Below are 19,731 nucleotides of genomic sequence, written 5' to 3'. Positions count from 1 at the left end.
CATGAAGACCGTCGCTTTTATCGGACTTGGCCATATGGGCCTGCCGATGGCCGCCAATCTCGTCAAGGCCGGTTATGCCGTCAGGGGTTTCGACCTTTCCGAGGCATGCCGCGCGGCGGCGAGGGAGGCCGGAATTCCCGTCGCTTTGGATTCTGCCGAAGCCATTGATGCGGCAGAAGTGATCGTAACCATGCTGCCGAAGGGAGAACATGTTGTTTCGGTATATGGCGATCTGGTGCAGAAAATAGCTGCCGGAACGCTTCTCATCGATTGCTCGACGGTGGATATGGACAGCGCCCTGAAGGCACACGAGCTTGCCGCTTCCGCCGGTTGCCCCTCCGTCGACGCGCCTGTATCTGGCGGTACGGGCGGTGCCAGTGCCGGCACCTTGACCTTCATGTGTGGCGGCGAGGCCGAGGCTTTCTCGGCGGCCAAGCCGGTGCTGGAAGCCATGGGCAAGAAGATCGTCCATTGCGGCAAGGGCGGCAACGGCCAGGCGGCCAAGATCTGTAACAACATGATCCTCGGCATTTCCATGATTGCGGTTTCCGAGGCCTTCGTGCTGGGCGAAAAACTCGGCCTTTCGCATCAGGCGCTGTTCGATGTCGCCTCCACCTCATCGGGTCAATGCTGGTCGCTCACCACCTATTGCCCGGTGCCGGGACCAGTGCCGACATCACCGGCGAACAATGATTATCAACCGGGTTTCGCTGCGGCGCTGATGCTGAAGGATTTGCTACTCTCGCAGGCGGCCGCGAATGGAGCCGGCGTTGCCACTCCACTCGGCGCCGCAGCATCGACGCTTTATGAGAACTTCGTGGGTGAGGGCGGTGGCGCGCGTGATTTCTCCGCAATCGTCGAAATGCTACGCGGAGGCGAGGCATGATGGACGCCACGCCGTCGGATATTCTGTGGGTACCGCCAATGGAAAGGCTGGAGCACTCGGCGCTTTTTGCCTTTGCCACAAGGACCGCATCGCTGCATGGGCTTTCGGCTGATGATTATTCCGGCCTGCTGCGTTGGTCCATTGAGGCACCGGATGCCTTTTACAATGCCCTGTGGGACGAGCTGGGGATCATCGGTACGCGCGGCGAAAGGGCCTTCAAGCCTGGCGCGACCATGCGGGAGGCCGAGTTTTATCCCGGCGCGAGGCTCAATTATGCCGAAAACCTGCTGCGCGATGCCGATGAACGGTTGGCGATCATCGCCCATCGCGATGATGGCACGCGGCGTGAAATCAGCCGCAGGCAGCTTTATGCGGATGTCTCCCTCATGGTGCAGGCGCTTGTCCACGCAGGCGTGAAGGAAGGCGATCGTATCGGCGCTATCGTCACCCACGATATCGAGGCGGTCGTCGGTTATCTGGCAACGAGCGCCATCGGAGCCATCTGGTCGTCCTGTTCACCGGATTTCGGCCCGGCGGGAGCGTCCGACCGGCTCTCGCAGATCGATCCGAAAATCCTCATCGCCGTGCCGGAATACGGTTATGCCGGCAAGCGGATCGATGTCGGACCGACCATCCGCGCGGTGGTGGAAAGCGCTGCCCCTCAAAAGATAGTGCTGATTGGTGGCGTTGTTCCCGCCAGCCTTTCCGATCTCGGCTGCGTGACGTTGCATGATTTCGTTTCGCCCTTTGAGCCGGGTGAAATCGCGTTCAACCGGCTGCCGGTCAAGGCGCCGCTGGCGATCCTTTATTCCTCCGGCACCACCGGCAAGCCGAAATGCATCACCCATTCCGGCGGTGGCCTGCTTCTCCAGCATATGAAGGAGCAGAAGCTGCAATGCGATATCAGGCAAGGCGAACGTTTCTTCTATTTCACCACCTGCGGCTGGATGATGTGGAACTGGCAGGTGTCCGGCCTGGCGCTTGGCGCCACCCTCGTCACCTATGACGGCAACCCGGGTTATCCGTCGCCCGCGCGGCTGATCGATCTCATTGACGCCGAACGGATCGCGACCTTCGGAACATCGGCCAAATTTATCGACGCATGCCTGAAGGCAGGGTTGAAACCGCGCGAAACCCATGAACTTTCATCCCTTCGGACAATCCTTTCCACCGGCTCGCCGCTCATCCCGCAATCCTTCGATTATATCTATCGCGACTGGAAGGCCGATCTGCATCTCGCCTCCATTTCCGGCGGCACGGATATATGCGCCTGTTTCCTTGGCGGCAATCCGCTGCAACCTGTTCACCGTGGGGAGCTGCAGGGCGCGATGCTCGGTATGGATGTCGATACCCTGGACGATGAAGGCCATCCCGTTCGCGGCGTGGCTGGTGAGCTCGTCTGCCGCAATGCCCATCTTTCCATGCCGGTCAAATTCTGGGGCGATGAGGACGGTTCTCGTTATCAGGCTGCCTATTTCGATCGCTTCCCAGGCATCTGGGCGCATGGCGATTTTGCCGAAATGCGTGCCACCGGCGGATATGTCATCCACGGGCGCTCGGATACGACGCTCAATCCCGGTGGGGTTCGCATCGGTACGGCGGAAATCTACCGTCAGGTGGAAGCAGTGCCGGAGGTCGAGGAAGCGATTGCCGTGGGTCAGGACATTGACGGTGACCAGCGGGTTATCCTCTTCGTGCGCCTTAAAGAGGGTGCAGCGCTGACGGAGGTCCTCGAAAAGACCATCCGTACGCGCATCCGCTCGGGTGCTACGCCACGACATGTTCCGGCAAGGATCATTGCCGTCACGGCCATTCCCCGTACGCGCTCGGGCAAGATTTCCGAAATCGCAGTTCGCGACACCATTCATGGCAGGCCGGTGAAAAACACCGACGCGCTCGCCAATCCCGAAGCGCTCGAGCTTTTCCGCAACCTGCCGCAACTGAAGGATTAGGATGATGGAGGATCAACCGAAAACCGTTCTGGTCACCGGCTCCACCAGCGGCATTGGCCTTGCCATCGCCACACGTTTTGCCGAGGCGGGATTTCTCGTCGCCGTCCACGGCATAGAAACCGTGGATGCGGCGACGCAGGCACTGGAGGCGGTTGCGAAGGTGGCGCGGCACCGGCCGGTCTATTTTTCCGCCAACCTCGCCAATTATGACGAGAGTGCACATCTGCCGGAAACCGTCATTGCCGAATTCGGTCACATCGACGTGCTCGTCAACAATGCCGGTATCCAGAAGGTCGCGCCGATCGACGAATTCGATTTCGCCGATTTCTCCCATATTGTCGCGATCTCCCTCGACAGCGCTTTTCATACGATCCGTGCAGCCCTGCCGGGCATGAAGGAAAGGGGTTGGGGGCGCATCGTCAATATTGCTTCCGCGCATGGGTTGCGCGCCTCACCCTTCAAGGGTCCCTATGTGGCGACGAAACATGCCGTGGTGGGCCTGACGAAAAGCGTGGCGCTGGAAGTGGCCGAACTTGGCATTACCTGCAACGCCATCTGCCCCGGTTACGTCTGGACGCCCCTCGTCGCGGCGCAGGTTGCCGATCAGGCGCGCCTGCATGGCATGGGCGAGGATGAGGTGGTGAAGAAGGTGATGCTTGCGCCGCAGCCGACTCGACGTTTCGTGCAGCCGGAGGAAGTGGCGGAGATGGCGCTTTACCTCACCGGCGATATGGCGCGCTCCATCACCGGCACCACCATTTCCATCGATGGCGGCTGGACCGCTAAATAATTTTCGCGCATCCGGCTCAAGCGAACGATCTGCCATCCTTCCGGTATTGTGGGGCGATTTCAATACTGTATAGTTTTGCGTGCGGCGGGGTCAGCGCCGTGTTCACGGAACAGCGGTATTATGAACACAGGGTTTTCGGAAGCTCCGCTAGCGCGCTCGCGTTTCGATACACGCCATGTGCCGAAGCGCGACGCCATGGCGCTGTGGCGGGATTCGATCAACGTGCTTTTTGATGCCCGCCTGCGCAGATCGCAGGATGACGGGTTTTTTGCCAGTGTCGATGCCGCCTTCATCGGCAATGTCGCGCTTGGCCGCACCCAGTCCTCGGCACAGGATTTCGACCGCTCGCGCCACAAGATTGCCCGGGACGGGATGGACGGCTTTCTCCTGCAATTTTACGCCAGCGGCCAAAGCATGTCGCGGCGCGGAGCGGGCGAGACTGCCGGCCCGGGCGATCTCTACATCATTGACATGGCGCAGCCGCTGGCCACAGCCACAACCGATCACGATCATCTGAGCCTTGTCGTGCCGCGCCGGCTGCTGGAAGGCAGGCTCATCGGTTCCGGCAATAATCACGAGCGCGTGCTGCCGGCCGGTTTGCCCCTGGTATCTCTGCTGCGGGAAACGATGACCAGCGTTTACCGCCACTTTGACGTCATGAACGCCAATGACGGCGCGGCCACGGTCTCGCCATTGCTGGAGCTTGCCGCGGCTGCCATCAATAATCATGTCCGGGAAGACAATGCGCAGGGTGTTCAGCGGGCGCTGCGAGCATCCATCAGGCGCTATATCGACAATCATCTGCTCGATCCGGCCTTGTCGGTGGAAAAGGTCATGGGCGAGTTCGGCGTATCGCGACGCACCGTCTACCGGCTTTTCGAACCGCTGGGCGGGTTTTCGGCCTGCATCACCCATAGGCGCCTCGAACGGGCAATGGATTTCCTGCGGGCGCCGCAGTCGGCCCATATGACGATAGCTGAGGTGGCGGCGTCCTATGGCTTCACCAACCCGGAAAATTTCAGCCGCGTTTTCAAGAAGACCTTCGGCCTGTCGCCACGTCAGATGCGGCATTTCGCATCCGAAAACCGCGATACCATACCGGATATTATCAAACCGGATAGCGCAGAATGGACACGCTGGATCGTGCAGCTCGGTCGCTGACGCGATTGTTTCGAAGCCGATCTGACACTGTATGACGGAATATTGGCACAATCCGACCATTCGTTCCGCTTGTACCTCCGCAGGGATGCGCTTGCGCGGCGGGCGTGCCACAGTGCGGACGTTGTTTTTAATAGATATTTCGCCTGACAATCATGATGATACGAATTCTCAATTTTCTGGAGATGCTGCCCGTATGGCGGGTGCGTCGCCGCGACACGACAAGATACCTCGAAGCCGCCGGCGACCAATGCGACTTTGAAACGGCGGGACCACCGCTGTGGCTGTCGATTTCTGAAAACCCGCCGGAAATCCAGTGCGAAACCGAAGACGTCAATCGCCGGCCACCATTCTCGTGGCTGGGGATTGGGCAAAGTTTCAGTGCGGTCGACGAGTTCGACGGTGCCGGTTCCGATAGACTTGCGGTCGCAGAGTACGGCTAAGCTGATTTTGCTGTCTGGAACAAACTGTGTCCCTGTGAATTAAATCACCAGGGTTACAGGGAGTGAGAGACATGGCCAAAGAAAATACCAGCTATCTTGGCGGTCGCCATGATCCGAAAAATGAAACGGCAACGCGGGCGCGGCAAGGGGTAAAAGGACGTCCGGTTCTTGTCATTCTGGTTGTCAGTCTGCTTCTCGCGCTGGTGGTCTGGACGGTCGTCGAATATGCGGTTTTTGAACCCGACGAGAACCGGCCGCAAAACGCTCAGACGGAGACGGCCCCGGCGCCACAAAACCCATAACCAGCATGCCGTGAAATTTTTCACGGTGAATGTTGAGTTTGTATGGAACCAGATTGCCCCCAATTTCATTTCACGCAAAGTGACAGGAATCGGGGGTTTCATTCATGGCAGTCACCGTTACTGCGGTTATTCTATCGCTGATCGGCCTCGCGCTGTTCGGTTTCGGCTCTCAGCTCGTCATGTTGGGCGGGAGCTTCTATTACGTCCTTTCCGGTATGGCCTTCCTGTTGACAGCCATTCTGCTGTTCAAGCGTAACCGGGCAGCTCTCCACGTCTATGCCGTCTTCATTGTCGCGACACTCGCCTGGGCACTCTGGGAAGTCGGTTTCGACTGGTGGCAGCTTGGGCCGCGGGGTGGCATCGTCATTCTTATCGGCCTGTGGTTGCTGGTGCCCTGGGTCAGGAAGCCTCTCGGTTTTTCAAGCCCGACAGGGCTGAATTACGGCCCGAATGCCTGGCCACTCGCGCTCTCGGTTCTCGCCTCCATTGTGGTGGCGGGATATTCGATGGCGCAGGATCCGCATGACCAGGCAGGGTCCTTGCCTGAGGAGAAGGTGGCGTCAGCTCCGATCTATGGCGGCGACGTGCCGGATGGCGATTGGCATCAATACGGCCGCACGCCTTATGGCCAGCGCTATTCGCCGCTGACGCAGGTCAATGTCGATAATGTTTCGCAGCTGAAGGAAGCGTGGCGGTACCAGACCGGCGACGTGAAGCTACCGGATGATGTGGGTGAAACCACCTATCAGGTAACGCCGCTCAAGATCGGCAATACGCTTTATATCTGCACGCCGCACAATTGGGCGATCGCCATCGATGCCGCCACCGGCAAGGAAAAATGGAAATACGACCCCAATGTCGGTCTTAACCCGGACCGCCAGCACCAGACGTGCCGCGGTGTTTCCTATTATGCCGAACCCAATGCCGCACAGGGCACCGCCTGCGCCCAGCGCGTTTACCTGCCGACCTCGGATGCGCGGCTGATTGCGCTTGATGCAGCGACCGGTCAGATCTGCACATCCTTTGCGGATCAGGGCGTGCTGCATCTGGAACAGGGCATGAAATACAATCCTGCCGGTTATTATTATTCGACCTCGCCGCCCGTGATCGCGGCGGGCAAGATCATCATCGGCGGTGCGGTGAACGATAACTACTCCACGCAGGAACAGTCCGGCGTCATCCGTGCTTTCGATGTGAACAGCGGCGCACTCATCTGGAACTGGGATTCCGGCAATCCGGAAAAGACCGAGCCGATTGCCGCAGGCGAAACCTACACTACAAACTCGCCGAACAGCTGGTCCGTGTTGAGTTACGACGAGGGGCTTGGCCTCGTTTACGTACCCCTCGGCAATCAGGTGCCGGACCAGCTCGGTATGGGTCGCAGCGAGAATGTGGAGAAATATTCCTCCTCCATCGTGGCGCTCGATATCAATACCGGCAAGGATCGCTGGGTGCGCCAGACGGTTCATCACGACCTCTGGGATATGGATGTGCCGGCCCAGCCGGTGCTGCTCGACATCACCAAGAACGGTCAAAGCGTTCCCGCACTCGTCGGCCCCACAAAGCAGGGCGATATCTACGTTTTGGACCGGCGCACGGGTGAGCCGCTTCTGCCGATTACAGAAGAACCGGCACCGGGCGGTACAATCCCTGAGGACTTCAGCTCCCCGACCCAGCCAACGACGGCGCTTTCGTTCAAGCCGGAGCCGCTGAAGGAAAAGGACATGTGGGGCGTCTCCATGTTCGATCAGCTCGCCTGCCGCATCCGCTTCCATCAGCTGAACTATCAGGGCCGCTACACGCCGCCCTCGCTGACCGGCTCCATCATCTATCCCGGCAATTTTGGCACGTTCAACTGGGGCAGCGTCGCGGTCGATCCCGAACGTCAGGTCATGTTCGGCATGCCGACATACCTTGCCTTTACCTCGCAGCTCGTGCCGCGCGCCGACATCCCGCCGAAGGGCCAGGACGAGAAGGGCAGTGAGCAGGGGCTGAACCGCAATGACGGTGCGCCCTATGGCGTCTTCATGGGACCGTTCCTCGGTCCGCTGAAAATCCCCTGCCAGGCACCGCCGTGGGGTTATGTCGCGGGTGCCGACCTGCGCACCGGCGATATCGCCTACAAGCACAAGAACGGCACGGTCCATGACATGACGCCGCTGCCGTTGCCCTTCAAGGTGGGCGTACCGGGCATTGGCGGGCCGATGATTACCAAGGGTGGCGTGGCCTTCCTCGGTGCTGCCGTCGACAACTATCTGCGCGCCTACAACCTCACCACCGGCAAACAGCTCTGGGAAGCACGTCTGCCGGCTGGCGGGCAGGCAACGCCCATGACCTATGCGCTGGATGGCGGCAAGCAATATGTTGTGATGGTCGCGGGCGGTCACGGCTCTGTCGGAACCAAGCCGGGCGACTATGTGATCGCCTATACCCTGCCGTAAAACGAGGCGGATTCAATCAAACAAAAAAACCGGAATGGGTGACCATTCCGGTTTTTGCTTGTGCAGTTGGAAAAGGCGATCAGGCCGCCTTTTTCTGTGCTGCGGCATTGATCGATGTCTTGGCAAGCGCGCTCAGCGCATCGTCCGTCTTGGACTCTTCCTTCAGCGTCGCATCCAGCAGGGTAACGGCATTGGCGTGACCAAGCTTTTCGGCCCATGCCTTCAGGGTGCCATAACGGGCGATTTCGTAATGTTCGACCGCCTGAGCCGAGGAAATGAGACCGGCATCGAGAGCTGCGGTACCCTTGAAATCGTCCATGATCTCTTCACCCTCGGCAATGATGCCCTGGATGGCCTCGCATGTCTTACCCTGCGCCCGCTTGCCGATGATCTCGAACACTTCCTGCAGGCGTTCGATCTGGCCCTGCGTTTCTTCCTTGTGCTTTTCGAAGGCCTGTTTCAGCTTCGGGTCTGTCGCTGCGCGCGCCATTTTCGGCAGAGCTTTCAGGATCTGCCTTTCGGCGTAATAGATATCCTTCAGCGTATCGTAAAACAGGTCGTCGAGTTTTTTCTCGGCCATTGGTTCTTCTCCCATGGTGTGAAAGTGCGTGATGTACGCCATTGCGCACTGGAGACAAACCTTTCGGAGCCCCTATGGTTCCGGCTCTGTTGCGCGCAACGTTTTATATTCCAGCAGACGCTCCGCCGCATACGGGATGACGAGGGGGCATCAGTCGAAACGGAAGAGATCGGCGTCGGGGTCCTTGCCACCATTAACGGCGGCGGCGACTATCTCGGCGGCGATCTGGCTGAAGGTGATGCCGTTGCCGCCAAAGCCCATGACGGCATAAACGTTCTTCATGCCGGGAACCGCGCCGATCAGCGGCAGGCCCGTGGTGGTCGTGCCGAAGCCGGCCGCCCAGCGATATTCGGGTTCGCCGATGTCGACGCCAAGAAGCTTTTCGATCTTGCGTTTGATTGCATCCGCCTTGGAGGCAAGCTTGCTCTCAGACAGGTAGGATGTGGAGTTCTCTTCATCCTCACCACCGGCAATAAGGCGCCCGTCCCGGTCGGTGCGCAGGTAGAGATAGGGATCTGAAGCCTCCCAGAGGATATGGCTACTCAGCCAGTCCGGCAGATCGATACCCTTCGCACTCGCCAGCGCCCAGGTGGAGATGATCTGGTGTTTCGGGCTTTCGAGCGATTTCAGGAATTCGTATCCGGTGCAGAAAACGATATTGCGCGCGGAAATGATTTTGCCCTGTGCTGTGGCGACGACCACCTCGTCACCGAGATTTCGAAGATCGGTGATTTCAAGTTGTGAAACGATCTCCGCGCCGGCGCCTGCTGTGTGGCGCAACAGGCCCGCCGTCAGCTGCGCCGGATTGGCGGAAGCGGAAATATCGCTGAGGATCGCTCCTGTCCGCTCAATCGCATAGTCGTTTTTAAGTTCTGTGGTGTCGAGAAAGCGGGCTTCGATCCCGGCCTCTTCGCGCGCTGCCACTTCGGCCTTCAATGCACGCAAACCCATCTCGTCTCCGGCAAGATAAAGCGCCTGTTTGCGCGCCATGCTGCAGGAAATGCCAAGCGAGGAAACGATTTCCTCCAGCCGCAACACGGCGCGCGCGGAGCGCTGCCACGCCCGATCAGCAGCATCCTTGCCGATCATCTTTCTGAGCTCGATCAGGGGTGTGTCGATCTCGTGCTGTATCATCGCAGTGCTGGCGACACTGCTGCCCATCACCGGATCACGCCGGTCGACGATCAGCATGGATTGCCCCGGTCTCTGCAACGCATGGGCGGCAAGCGCGCCGCTGATGCCGGCGCCGACGACGATCGTATCGTAATGGTCGGAACTCGGGGTATTTCTGGTGCGGAGGCCTATGCGTGGCGTGTCGGCCCAAAGGGGTTTCGATTCCCTGAGGTCGCGTTCCTTCGTCAGTTCCGATGTGGGCATGGAGTTTTCCTGAAAGGTGCAGGGCATTTACGGTGGAAATGCCTGGCGGGTTACGTCTGGAAAATGCGAACAAACAAAGACAGAGAGCGCATCCGGCCATTTTGGATAGGCCGGATGCGCTCTGGTTTTTTTCCGCTTTACTGCCCTTAGGCAGCTCGGCGCTCGTGGTTGCCTTCTTCGACCTCCTCGATGATTTTGGCGACGAAGGCGTCCAGATCATCGGGGCTGCGAGACGTGATGATGCCCTTATCGGTCACAACCTTTTCGTCCTTCCAGTTGGCGCCGGCATTTTTCAGGTCGGTTTTGATCGACCAATATGAGGTCGCGTCGCGACCGCGCAGGGCATCTGCTTCAACCAGAAGCCAAGGGGCATGGCAGATGGCAGCCACGACCTTGCCGGATTTGACGAAATCGCGCACCACGCGCATTGCATCTTCGTCATGACGCAATACGTCCGGATTGATCTGGCCGCCGGGCAGGACGAGTGCATCGAAATCATTGGCGCTGACGTTCTTCGCGGAAATATCGACGGCGATGCTGTCGCCCCAGTTCTTTTCGTCCCAGCTCTTGATCTCACCATCCTTGATCGAGGCGATCTTGACGTCCGCGCCCTTGGCCTTCAGCTGATCATAGGGCACGCGCAGTTCCGAACGCTCATAGCCGTCCGTTGCGAGAATGACGATTTTTGCAGTGTTGATGGCAGTCATTTCTGTTTCCTTCCTGTTTATCTGTTTTCGTCTTTGTCCGAATTCACGGAGGGCAGAAAAAACTCCACATCCTCCCGGCGCTCCGGATCGAGCTTTTCGATATTCGTTTGCCAGAAGGTCTCGGCTTCTGCCGGTTCGTCTTCCCATTGGCGCACGAAGGTCTTGTTGTCGTCGATCATGACCTGACGGGTGCCGCCGAGCCGCAGATATTCTTCTGCAAGTTTACGCGTTTCGGTCTTTTCCATGTCGCGGTTCCTTGTGCGTGGAAAGCGGGGACGGAGGGCGCCGGATAGGTAAGAAGCTCGGCTGCCATTTCGTTGGCCACCAGGAGAAAACGGAAAAATCCCGATGTTCTTCAGCGCCATCGTGTCCGTTTGACACGGCGGCCCTCCTGCCAGAACAACGTAAGCTTTCCGGTATGGTTCCGCATTTTTTCAGGCGGATTCTTGCCGAGGACAAATGTATCGCGCGCAATTTTTATCGGAACAAACCGGCAAGTCGTGCTGTTTTACCCCAGATGCAGGGGAGGCAGCATGACAGCCAGACACAGTGACGGCGAGTGCCGCGGCAACGACGAAAACAAGGGTTTCTGGTCGATCGACTTCGGCAATTCACCGATCATCGGCACGGCCATTCATGATGGTCATCTCATTCGCCCGGACATAGCCTCGCTGATGGCTCTTTCCGCCGACCAGCGGCTGAGAGAAGAAGACCCTTTTACCGGCGAGATGATCGCGGGAATGACAAACCGCATTGTCGTTCACCATTCGCGTTTCGAAATCGATCTCAACCGGTCCGCCGATCAGGCAGTTTATCTGAAGCCGGAACAATCCTGGGGGCTGGAGGTCTGGAAACAGGAGCCGCCGGAAGAGGCCACCCGGCAATCGCTCGATTTTCATGCCGACTATTACGCAATGCTCGAAGCAGTTCTTTCAACCGTCGAGCGGCGGCATGGTGCTTTTGTCGTGCTGGACATACACAGCTACAATCATCGCCGGCAGGGCGCTACAGCGCCGCCAACGCCACAGGCGGAAGCGCCTGATATCAATATCGGCACATTTTCCATGGATCGCAGCCGCTGGAGTGACGTCGTCAGTGCGGTGGGCCATCATTTTGCGACAGCCACCATCGGCGGACGCCGCCTTGATGTACGCGAGAACGTCGCCTTTCAGGGCAAGGGTGAGCAGACCCGGTTTATTCACGAGCGTTTTGCGCAGAACGGCTGCGCCATCGCAGTGGAGTTCAAGAAATTCTTCATGGACGAGTGGACCGGTAAGCCGGATAAGCGCGTCGTTTCCGATATTCGCGACGCTATCACGGCACTTCAGCCGGTACTCGAAGAGTGCCTGAGGGCGCGGCGATGAACGTCTCCTCGGCGCGTAGTGAACCGTTACCGGTTATCGAGCTGGTAGACGATGTCGTCGCCTGCCTTGAGGCCGGCAAAGCCGTCCGTCGTGATGTCGGAAAGAACGGCCGGCTGCATATCGACCGGCCGCTGCCGTTTCTTTGCCTGCATCTGACTGGTGGCACGAAGGACCTTGCGGCCCGCGATATCGCCTCTGCGCATGCATCTTATCTGATCGCATCGAGCATTCAGGAGGCTGCACCCCTGATTGCAGCCGTCGGCACGGCCATGCGCGAACGTTTCGGCGCCTTCATGGTTCTCGATATCGGCGAACTGGAACACGACATTCTGCTCGCTGACGATTCACCTTTCCTGCCGCATTATGAGGTTTCCGTCTCGGCAACATCTGAGCCGGAAACGCAAAGTGCACGCCGTGTTTTCATCAAGGCGGTTTGTGATGCCGAAGTGCGTTTCCGCACGCCCCGCATAACCCGGCCCGAACCGGATGCCGATCCGATCCTCAGATTTCAAAATGCCGGGCTTGATTTCCCCTGCATCAGCGTGCGTTTCGCGCCGATCTACCGACAGCCTGAATCCGGCGCCGATTATCCCGGCCTGCGCGAGACGATGATTGCAGATATTTTCGATGCCGGCCTTCAGGCCTTCTCGTCATTCGCTGCCGGTAAAGACGCACTCAAGGTTACCAGCCATCGCGCGCTCGGCCGCAAGGCCTTCGTTGATGCCGTCAGGCGTGCCGATCGTTCAATAGACGACATCGTCTCGTCCTTTGATTTTCTTCTGTCCGTGACGCCGATCAATGCCCGCCGGGCCTTCGAGGAATTTCGCGACGGCAGCTTCCAATATGCGCCGCGCCTGCTTTACCGGCCGCTCGGCGTTGACGTCGAAGAGCAGAAACGCAAGCTCTATTCCGTCGTTTTCGATCATCTGGAAGACCCGGTGCTCTATCATCTCTACCGGGAGAAACAGCAGGAGATCGATCTGCAACTGACCATGCTCGCCAATCTGCATCGCCGTACTTTCACCGATTTCTCCCGCGCCCTTTACGGTGCCGTCGAACCCGCGCTTCTGACGCTGGCGCTCAAGGTGCTTGCCGATTGCCCACGCAAGGATGAGAGCGGCGAAATCGCCATGGTCGATTGTTATGCGGTCGCCAAAAAATCGCGCGAGATGATCGAGACCTATCTGGCAGAGGAGCCCGAATTCAAGGCGCGTGTCGAGATCAGGGATGACCTGCCGCCTGGCCTGATGGTGACGGGCGAGAAGCTCCTGATTTCTCGCCACACCGTCATGGAACAGCGCCGGGTCGAGGCGCTGCTGTCGCATGAGATCGGCGTGCATCTCCTCACCTATTTCAACGGTTCGTTTCAGGGCCTCCGGCTCTTCCGCACCGGCCTTTCCGGTTACGAGGGCGTGCAGGAAGGGCTGGCAGTGCTGGCGGAACATCTGGCCGGCGGCATGACGCGCGAGCGCCTGCGGCTGATCGCCGGCCGTGTCGTCGGCTGCGCCGCCATGCTGGACGGCGCGACTTTTGTTGAGACGTTCCGGACTATGACCCGCGATCATGGTTTCGACGAGGCCGGCGCCTTCAACATGGTTTTGCGCATCTATCGTGGCGGCGGTCTTTCCAAGGACGCGATCTATCTGCGTGGGCTTGCGGAGGTGCTGGAGCATCTGCGCAAGGGTGGCGCGCTCGATCCGTTCTGGATGGGCAAGATTGCCGCTGCCCATTTCCCGGTGATGCAGGAGCTTGCCTTGCGCGGCCTCTTGCGTCCGCCGGGCGTACGTCCCGCTTTTCTGCTGCCGGCCAAGGCCAATGAGCGGCTGGAAAAGATACGGGCCGGATTATCCATCGCCGAACTGGCGACATTGTAATATTACAGGAGGGGCTTATGCGTATCGCATTTTTCGTCAATTCCATTGAAACCGAGGGGCCTACTTTCGCAACCGGCCTGCTGGCCATGGCGGCGCTCAATCGCGGTCACGAGGTGGTGTATCTGACGCCTGGCGATTTTACCTTGCGCTCGGATGATAGCCTGACCGTACACGCCACCGTTCTACCGAAGGCCAAATACAAGAAAGCCGATGCTTTTCACGCGGCACTTCAGGACAAAGCACTGGAACGGCGTACCATGGATGTAGAGGAAATCGACGCGCTGATGCTGCGCAACGATCCCTCGCTGGATCAGACGACGCGGCCATGGGCGGTGCATGCCGGCATTCTGTTCGGGCGGCTGGCAGAACAGCGCGGCGTTGTGGTTTTGAACGACCCGGAAGGATTGGCGCTGGCGCAGAACAAGCTCTATTTCCAGAGCTTTCCGGAAATCGTACGCCCGACCACGATCATCTCGCGCAATGTCGATGAAATCCGCGCATTTGCGGATACCCACCCTAAGGGTGTCATCGTCAAGCCGCTGCAGGGTTCAGGCGGCAAGAACGTCTTCAAGATCGGCTCCAGCAAGGAGGCCAATCTCAACCAGATTTTCGAGGCGGTCAGTCTCGAAGGTTACTTGATCGCACAGGCCTATCTGCCGGCCGCCAAGGATGGCGATATTCGGTTCTTCATGATGAATGGCAAGCCTCTGATGCGCGACGGACAATATGCGGCTTTGCGCCGCGTTCCGGCAAAAGGCGATCTGCGCTCCAACATTCACGCCAAGGGCACTGCCGAGGCCGTGAAGGTGACGGACGAGATTGTGGCGCTTGCCGAAATGATGCGGCCGAAGCTGGTGGAAGACGGTATGTTCCTGGTCGGGCTTGATATTGTCGGCGACAAGATACTGGAGGTCAACGTGTTTTCGCCCGGCGGTCTCTCCAACATCCGTGACCTCACCGATGTCGATTTCAGCGATACGATCATCGAAGCCGTGGAAACCAAGATCGCCATGCAGAGCGCTTCCGGCGGCATGCTTTCCAATCGTCTGCTGGCGACGCTTTGATTTATTCGCGCAGCTCTGTCGACTGCATGTCACGATACCAGGCGACGAGGGCCTTGATGCCCTCCTCGACCGGGGTTTGCGGCACATAGCCCGTCAAGGCCCTCAGAAGATCGGGTGAAGCGAAGGTGCGGGGGACGTCGCCCTGCTGCATCGGCAACATGTTTCGGATTGCCGGCCTGCCGACCGCCTTTTCGACCGTTTCGACAAAGTGCATCAGCTCTACCGGCTGGCCGCCGCCAATATTGACGATGCGGAAGGGTGCGTGGTGCGACAGCGTGTCGGTGACGCCTTCCTCAGTTACCCGGTTTTCCTCGGACGGAATGACCTGGCTCAGCCGGACGATACCTTCAACGAGGTCATCGATATAGGTGAAGTCGCGGCTCATATTGCCTTGGCCGTAAATATCGATCGGCTCGCCGTTCGAGATGGCGTCGACGAATTTGATCGGAGCCATGTCCGGCCGTCCCCACGGTCCGTAAACCGTGAAGAAACGGAAGGCTGTGGTGGGCAATTTGTGAAGATGGGCGTAGCTGTGCGCCATCAATTCCATCGATTTTTTGGTGGCCGCATAAAGCGTCATCGGCTCGTCGGCCTTGTCGCTTTCCGCAAAGGGAATTTTTTCATTGGCGCCGTAGATGGAGGAAGTCGAAGCCAGCATCAGGTGTTTGACACGCAGGTTCTTGGCAAGCTCCAGCATGTTCCACGATCCGATGAGATTGGAATCGATATAGGCGCGTGGATTTTCGAGGCTGTAGCGAACACCCGCCTGCGCGGCGAGGTGAATTATGATTTCCGGTTCGGCAGCCTCTGCCGCGCGCTTCAGTGCATCAGTGTCTTCCAGCATGCCGATTTCGGCCCTGAAACCGTTGGAGCGGGAAAGGATCGCATGGCGTTTTTCTTTCAGGCTGACATCGTAATATTTCGTCATGCCGTCGAAACCGGTTACGAAATGGCCGGCATCGAGCAGCCGTTTGGCAACGTAAAAACCGATGAAGCCCGCGGTGCCGGTAACCAGATAACGCATGATGACTATATCCCACATCCGTTGGTGCGTTTGCGGCCGAACCGAAGCGCAAAAACCGTTTTAATGAAACTTCGAAGGCGAAACCGCTATTGGCCCTTGTCGGAACTGCTGTCGTGCGGGCGGCCAATGCCGGCATAAACGAAGCCGTGCCCGGTGACCTCGTCCGTGCGGTAGATATTGCGCAGATCAACCAGAACGGGGTTTTTCATGATGGCCTTCAGGCGCGGCAGATCGAGTGCGCGGAACTGGTTCCATTCCGTCACGATCACGAGGGCATCGGCGCCTTCGGCAGCCTCGTAGGGACCGCTGGCATAGTCGATACCCTCGATCACATGGCGGGCATTCACCATTCCCTCCGGATCGTAGCCGACCACCTTGGCGCCGCCGTCCTGGAGGGTCTGGATGATGGCAATCGCCGGGCTGTCGCGCATATCGTCGGTATTGGGCTTGAAGGTCAGGCCAAGGACGGCGATCTTCTTGCCGCGCACGTCGCCACCCACCGCGTTGATGACCTTGCGGCCCATGGCGCGCTTGCGGTTGTCGTTGATGGCGATGGTGGTCTCGATCAGCCGCACAGGGGCGTCATAGTCCTGTGCGGTCTTGGCAAGCGCCAGCGTATCCTTGGGGAAACAGGAGCCGCCATAACCGGGGCCGGCATGCAGGAACTTCGCGCCGATGCGGCCATCGAGGCCGATGCCGCGCGAAATATCCTGAACATTGGCGCCGACCTTTTCGCATAGATCCGCCATTTCGTTGATAAAGGTGATCTTCATCGCCAGAAAGGCGTTGGCGGCATATTTGATCAGTTCCGAAGTGCGCCTGGTGGTGAAGAGCAAAGGCGACTGGTTGAGATAGAGCGGACGGTAAACCTCCGTCATCACCGGGCGGGCGCGCTCGTCGGAAAGACCGACGACGATGCGGTCCGGTCGCTTGAAATCCTCGATGGCCGCGCCTTCCCGGAGAAATTCCGGATTGGAAACCACGGCAAAATCGGCCGAAGGGTTTTCTTCGCGGATGATGCGTTCCACCTCGTCCCCCGTGCCGACGGGAACGGTAGACTTGGTGACGATGACGGTGAAGCCTTCAAGCGAATGGGCGATTTCTTTCGCCGCCGCATAGACATAACCGAGATCGGCGTGGCCGTCGCCGCGCCGCGAGGGCGTGCCGACCGCGATGAAGACGACATCGGCATTGGCAACCGCGGAGGAGAGATCGGTGGTGAAGCTCAATCGGCCCGCCTTGGCGTTGTTGGCAACGATGACTTCCAGACCCGGTTCGAAGATCGGGATATGGCCGCTTTTCAGCGCTTCGATCTTCTCCGGCATCTTGTCCACGCAGATCACGTCATGGCCGAAATCGGCAAAACACGCACCGGAAACAAGGCCGACATAACCGGCACCGATCATCACTATCCGCATTCTTCTTCCTTTCGGTTCGTGAGGCGATGTTCGCGCAGCAAGCTTCAGGCGAAATCAGCGGGTGCAATCACACCACATTGTTTAGCCGCCTTCACGCTTGCCGCCAAGCGCCACGATCAACACGGGCTAACCTCTTTCCGTGACGGTGATATGATGGCGTCGGCGGGACAAATTTGCCGCACCTTGCTGCCATCTGCATCGATGCGGTCGGATCGGGTGTTTTTGCGGCTTTTGCGGCTTGCACTCATAGGTAGCCGGGTCTAGCCATAGGGTGAGGATCAAATCTGCCAGACTGTCTGTCCCTTAAGGGGCGTCCGGGTTGCTTTAAGCGGCCGGGGTGCGCTTTGCGTTGCGGTCGCTGTTCGGGGAAGTTCAAATGCAAAAGGGTTTTCTGCTCGGTCTGTTCGCTTATGCGACCTTTTCCTTGGGCGATGCCACGATCAAGTCGCTTGGATCACAGATCAGCGTTTTCGAGATCGGCTTTTTCAGCATCCTGTTTTCCGGCATCTTCATCTTCTTCAGCAAGCCGCGTGAGGAAAGGTGGCGTGAATTCTGGCGCATGAGCCGTCCGTTTGCGGTGCACGGGCGGGCGATTTCCGGCCTGTTCGCCGGTATTCTCGGTATCTATGCCTTCACAACCATTCCGCTGGCCGAAGCCTATGCGCTGATCTTTCTCTCACCGCTGTTTGTGACAGTGCTGTCGGCTGTCGTATTGAAGGAAGATATAGGGCCATGGCGCTGGGCGGCCGTTCTGGCCGGCATCGTCGGTGTTCTGCTCGTCGTGCGGCCCGGCTTCAAGGCGCTGGAACTCGGGCACGTCGCAGCCATCGGTGTCGCATTCCTGGCGGCGATGACCATCGTGCTGCTCCGCTCGCTTGCGGGCAAGGAGAAGCGCACCTCGATAATGGGCGTGCTTTTGGTCTACGGCCTCACCTTCAACGGCATTGCCTCGATTCCCGAGTTCGTCATGCCCAATCTGCACCAGTTCGCCGCCTTTGCCTTCATCGGCCTCTGCACGGCGACGGGACAGATAACGCTGCTCGTCGCAACACGTATCGCGCCGGCCAGCCAGATTGCACCCTCGCATTATTCTCAGATCCTCTGGGCCGTGGCGATCGGCATGACTTTCTTCCACGAATATCCAGATGCGATCGCGGTGCTTGGGCTGGGTGTCATCGCCGCATCTGGACTTCTGACGATGATCCGCGAAAGGGTCAGGCTCGGCACAGTTCGCTGGAATCCGTTTTTCCGCAATCGGCTTTGAAGTCATCCATCGATCGGAAACAGTGCGTCAACCGAAGCGCGGCTTGCGGGGTGGGTGCAGACGGCCCCATAAGCTTTTCATCGATAGATGAATGGAGAGCCCAAAATGCTCGTGGATGGAAAGTGGACCGCCGAATGGCACCCGGTGCAGGCGACCGACAAGAAGGGTGGTTTCGTTCGCCAGACATCCGGCTTCCGCAACTGGGTAACGTCTGATGGTTCAGCAGGCCCGACGGGAGAGGGCGGTTTCAAGGCCGAGGCTGGGCGCTATCATCTCTATGTCGCGCTGATTTGTCCATGGGCCTCACGCACGCTGATCGGCCGCAAGCTCAAGAAGCTCGAGGATGTCATTTCGGTCTCAATTGTGGAGCCGGCGCTCTCCGACGAGGGTTGGAAATTCGGCGATTATCCAGGTTCGGATCGCGACGGGCTGAACGGCTTCGCTTATATGCACGAAGCCTATACCAGCGCCGATCCGCATTATACCGGCCGTGCCACCGTTCCGGTTCTTTGGGACAAGAAGACGAAAACCATCGTCAACAACGAATCCGCCGACATTCTCCGCATGCTGAATTCCGGCTTCGGCGATCTGGCCGATAACGACATCGATCTTTATCCGGAAGATCTGCGGGACGCGATTGATGCGCTCAACGACCATATCTATCCCCGCCTCAACAACGGTGTCTACAGAACCGGTTTTGCCACCACCCAGCTTGCCTATGAGGAAGCCTTCGCCGACGTCTTCGCGACACTTCAGGAACTTGAAACTCGCCTGGCATCAGGCGGTCCCTTCCTCTTCGGCGATCGCCTGACGGAAACGGATGTCAGGCTTTTCGTGACGCTGGTGCGTTTCGATGCCGCCTATTACGGCCTCTTCAAGTGCAACCTTCGCCGCATTGCCGACTATCGGGCCCTGCAGGCCTATATGATGCGGGTGCTGAACATTCCGGGCGTGCGTGACACGGTCAATATCGACCACATCAAGCGCGGTTATTATTCGATCAAGGCGCTCAATCCGACCCGGATCGTGCCGGTCGGCCCCGATCTGCCGGGGCTTGACGAGGTTTCCATCGGCGGCACTGTGTGAA

Annotated in this window: 18 protein-coding genes; 12 read left to right on the top strand and 6 right to left on the bottom strand. The window is 58.8% G+C overall.

From position 1 onward, the window contains the following. Nucleotide 1 precedes the first annotated feature (1 nt). The 7 genes from mmsB to ACZ5A6_RS22470 all read left to right on the top strand — a co-directional run bounded on the left by mmsB (nucleotide 2) and on the right by ACZ5A6_RS22470 (nucleotide 7,972). Nucleotides 2-886, top strand: coding sequence for a 3-hydroxyisobutyrate dehydrogenase (gene mmsB, locus ACZ5A6_RS22500; RefSeq protein ID WP_013762107.1), 885 nt, complete (start codon nucleotides 2-4; stop codon nucleotides 884-886). After that, on the top strand, nucleotides 883-2,838 hold the full coding sequence (locus ACZ5A6_RS22495; protein ID WP_464111410.1) for an acetoacetate--CoA ligase: 1,956 nt from the start codon (nucleotides 883-885) through the stop codon (nucleotides 2,836-2,838). Before mmsB ends, ACZ5A6_RS22495 begins: the two co-directional genes overlap by 4 nt. A gap of 4 nt (nucleotides 2,839-2,842) precedes the next feature. Then, nucleotides 2,843-3,628, top strand: a complete 786-nt coding sequence (locus ACZ5A6_RS22490; RefSeq protein WP_065663276.1) for a 3-hydroxybutyrate dehydrogenase — start codon at nucleotides 2,843-2,845, stop codon at nucleotides 3,626-3,628. A 117-nt stretch (nucleotides 3,629-3,745) separates the two neighbouring features. After that, the gene (locus tag ACZ5A6_RS22485; RefSeq protein WP_050923926.1) at nucleotides 3,746-4,789 is read left to right on the top strand and encodes a helix-turn-helix domain-containing protein; all 1,044 of its coding nucleotides are present in this window, start codon (nucleotides 3,746-3,748) and stop codon (nucleotides 4,787-4,789) included. 152 nt (nucleotides 4,790-4,941) lie between these two features. Further along, entirely contained in the window at nucleotides 4,942-5,229 is a 288-nt protein-coding gene (locus ACZ5A6_RS22480; RefSeq protein WP_236763043.1) for a hypothetical protein, read from the top strand. Nucleotides 5,230-5,300: 71 nt separating this feature from the next. Beyond that, entirely contained in the window at nucleotides 5,301-5,531 is a 231-nt protein-coding gene (locus ACZ5A6_RS22475) for a hypothetical protein (protein ID WP_111783887.1), read from the top strand. A gap of 104 nt (nucleotides 5,532-5,635) precedes the next feature. Beyond that, the gene (locus ACZ5A6_RS22470) at nucleotides 5,636-7,972 is read left to right on the top strand and encodes a glucose/quinate/shikimate family membrane-bound PQQ-dependent dehydrogenase (protein ID WP_111799413.1); all 2,337 of its coding nucleotides are present in this window, start codon (nucleotides 5,636-5,638) and stop codon (nucleotides 7,970-7,972) included. 79 nt (nucleotides 7,973-8,051) lie between these two features. On the opposite strand, the gene ACZ5A6_RS22465 is transcribed toward ACZ5A6_RS22470, so the two are convergent. The 4 genes from ACZ5A6_RS22465 to ACZ5A6_RS22450 form a co-directional block, all read right to left on the bottom strand. Beyond that, nucleotides 8,052-8,552: a YciE/YciF ferroxidase family protein gene (locus ACZ5A6_RS22465; RefSeq protein ID WP_004431986.1), complete on the bottom strand. Its 501-nt coding sequence runs from the start codon at nucleotides 8,550-8,552 to the stop codon at nucleotides 8,052-8,054. 150 nt (nucleotides 8,553-8,702) lie between these two features. Then, nucleotides 8,703-9,929: an NAD(P)/FAD-dependent oxidoreductase gene (locus tag ACZ5A6_RS22460; RefSeq protein WP_111799414.1), complete on the bottom strand. Its 1,227-nt coding sequence runs from the start codon at nucleotides 9,927-9,929 to the stop codon at nucleotides 8,703-8,705. 146 nt (nucleotides 9,930-10,075) lie between these two features. Next, the gene (locus ACZ5A6_RS22455) at nucleotides 10,076-10,636 is read right to left on the bottom strand and encodes a type 1 glutamine amidotransferase domain-containing protein (RefSeq protein ID WP_025595199.1); all 561 of its coding nucleotides are present in this window, start codon (nucleotides 10,634-10,636) and stop codon (nucleotides 10,076-10,078) included. Nucleotides 10,637-10,653: 17 nt separating this feature from the next. After that, nucleotides 10,654-10,881, bottom strand: a complete 228-nt coding sequence (locus ACZ5A6_RS22450) for a hypothetical protein (RefSeq protein ID WP_004431991.1) — start codon at nucleotides 10,879-10,881, stop codon at nucleotides 10,654-10,656. Nucleotides 10,882-11,169: 288 nt separating this feature from the next. Here ACZ5A6_RS22450 and ACZ5A6_RS22445 point away from each other — a divergent pair, with 288 nt between their 5' ends. From ACZ5A6_RS22445 to ACZ5A6_RS22435, 3 genes are read left to right on the top strand one after another with little or no spacing between them, the layout of a single operon-like run. Continuing rightward, on the top strand, nucleotides 11,170-12,000 hold the full coding sequence (locus ACZ5A6_RS22445) for an N-formylglutamate amidohydrolase (RefSeq protein ID WP_035199962.1): 831 nt from the start codon (nucleotides 11,170-11,172) through the stop codon (nucleotides 11,998-12,000). Continuing rightward, the gene (locus tag ACZ5A6_RS22440; protein ID WP_111799415.1) at nucleotides 11,997-13,874 is read left to right on the top strand and encodes a flavohemoglobin expression-modulating QEGLA motif protein; all 1,878 of its coding nucleotides are present in this window, start codon (nucleotides 11,997-11,999) and stop codon (nucleotides 13,872-13,874) included. Before ACZ5A6_RS22445 ends, ACZ5A6_RS22440 begins: the two co-directional genes overlap by 4 nt. A 17-nt stretch (nucleotides 13,875-13,891) precedes the next feature. Beyond that, nucleotides 13,892-14,938, top strand: a complete 1,047-nt coding sequence (locus tag ACZ5A6_RS22435) for a glutathione synthase (RefSeq protein WP_004432010.1) — start codon at nucleotides 13,892-13,894, stop codon at nucleotides 14,936-14,938. A 1-nt stretch (nucleotide 14,939) separates the two neighbouring features. Here ACZ5A6_RS22435 and ACZ5A6_RS22430 read toward each other — a convergent pair whose 3' ends face one another. Then, nucleotides 14,940-15,962 carry an NAD-dependent epimerase gene (locus tag ACZ5A6_RS22430; RefSeq protein WP_013762120.1) on the bottom strand — a complete coding sequence of 341 codons (1,023 nt, stop codon included), beginning with the start codon at nucleotides 15,960-15,962 and terminating at the stop codon, nucleotides 14,940-14,942. An 86-nt stretch (nucleotides 15,963-16,048) separates the two neighbouring features. After that, the gene (locus tag ACZ5A6_RS22425) at nucleotides 16,049-17,380 is read right to left on the bottom strand and encodes a UDP-glucose dehydrogenase family protein (RefSeq protein ID WP_076844510.1); all 1,332 of its coding nucleotides are present in this window, start codon (nucleotides 17,378-17,380) and stop codon (nucleotides 16,049-16,051) included. A gap of 376 nt (nucleotides 17,381-17,756) precedes the next feature. On the opposite strand from ACZ5A6_RS22425, the gene ACZ5A6_RS22420 reads away from it, so the two are divergent. Both ACZ5A6_RS22420 and ACZ5A6_RS22415 read left to right on the top strand, forming a co-directional pair. Next, complete coding sequence (locus ACZ5A6_RS22420) at nucleotides 17,757-18,644, top strand: DMT family transporter (RefSeq protein WP_004432025.1); 888 nt, start codon at nucleotides 17,757-17,759, stop codon at nucleotides 18,642-18,644. A gap of 105 nt (nucleotides 18,645-18,749) precedes the next feature. Then, nucleotides 18,750-19,730, top strand: a complete 981-nt coding sequence (locus tag ACZ5A6_RS22415; protein WP_111799416.1) for a glutathione S-transferase family protein — start codon at nucleotides 18,750-18,752, stop codon at nucleotides 19,728-19,730. The last annotated feature ends 1 nt before the right edge of the window (nucleotide 19,731 follow it).

This window comes from Agrobacterium sp. 6Ca8 (assembly GCF_055382765.1).
Note: the sequence above shows the minus strand (reverse complement) of the source record. Positions and strands in the feature narration are given on the sequence as shown.

Excerpts from the sequence above, each read along its gene's own strand:
- ACZ5A6_RS22480 (WP_236763043.1), top strand. The coding sequence starts at position 4,942 with ATGATGATACGAATTCTCAATTTTCTGGAGATGCTGCCCGTATGGCGG.
- ACZ5A6_RS22460 (WP_111799414.1), bottom strand. The coding sequence starts at position 9,929 with ATGCCCACATCGGAACTGACGAAGGAACGCGACCTCAGGGAATCGAAA.
- ACZ5A6_RS22415 (WP_111799416.1), top strand. The coding sequence starts at position 18,750 with ATGCTCGTGGATGGAAAGTGGACCGCCGAATGGCACCCGGTGCAGGCG.
- ACZ5A6_RS22435 (WP_004432010.1), top strand. The coding sequence starts at position 13,892 with ATGCGTATCGCATTTTTCGTCAATTCCATTGAAACCGAGGGGCCTACT.
- ACZ5A6_RS22470 (WP_111799413.1), top strand. The coding sequence starts at position 5,636 with ATGGCAGTCACCGTTACTGCGGTTATTCTATCGCTGATCGGCCTCGCG.
- ACZ5A6_RS22445 (WP_035199962.1), top strand. The coding sequence starts at position 11,170 with ATGACAGCCAGACACAGTGACGGCGAGTGCCGCGGCAACGACGAAAAC.
- ACZ5A6_RS22425 (WP_076844510.1), bottom strand. The coding sequence starts at position 17,380 with ATGCGGATAGTGATGATCGGTGCCGGTTATGTCGGCCTTGTTTCCGGT.
- ACZ5A6_RS22455 (WP_025595199.1), bottom strand. The coding sequence starts at position 10,636 with ATGACTGCCATCAACACTGCAAAAATCGTCATTCTCGCAACGGACGGC.
- ACZ5A6_RS22420 (WP_004432025.1), top strand. The coding sequence starts at position 17,757 with ATGCAAAAGGGTTTTCTGCTCGGTCTGTTCGCTTATGCGACCTTTTCC.
- ACZ5A6_RS22440 (WP_111799415.1), top strand. The coding sequence starts at position 11,997 with ATGAACGTCTCCTCGGCGCGTAGTGAACCGTTACCGGTTATCGAGCTG.
- ACZ5A6_RS22465 (WP_004431986.1), bottom strand. The coding sequence starts at position 8,552 with ATGGCCGAGAAAAAACTCGACGACCTGTTTTACGATACGCTGAAGGAT.
- ACZ5A6_RS22475 (WP_111783887.1), top strand. The coding sequence starts at position 5,301 with ATGGCCAAAGAAAATACCAGCTATCTTGGCGGTCGCCATGATCCGAAA.
- ACZ5A6_RS22450 (WP_004431991.1), bottom strand. The coding sequence starts at position 10,881 with ATGGAAAAGACCGAAACGCGTAAACTTGCAGAAGAATATCTGCGGCTC.
- ACZ5A6_RS22495 (WP_464111410.1), top strand. The coding sequence starts at position 883 with ATGATGGACGCCACGCCGTCGGATATTCTGTGGGTACCGCCAATGGAA.
- ACZ5A6_RS22490 (WP_065663276.1), top strand. The coding sequence starts at position 2,843 with ATGGAGGATCAACCGAAAACCGTTCTGGTCACCGGCTCCACCAGCGGC.
- ACZ5A6_RS22430 (WP_013762120.1), bottom strand. The coding sequence starts at position 15,962 with ATGCGTTATCTGGTTACCGGCACCGCGGGCTTCATCGGTTTTTACGTT.
- mmsB (WP_013762107.1), top strand. The coding sequence starts at position 2 with ATGAAGACCGTCGCTTTTATCGGACTTGGCCATATGGGCCTGCCGATG.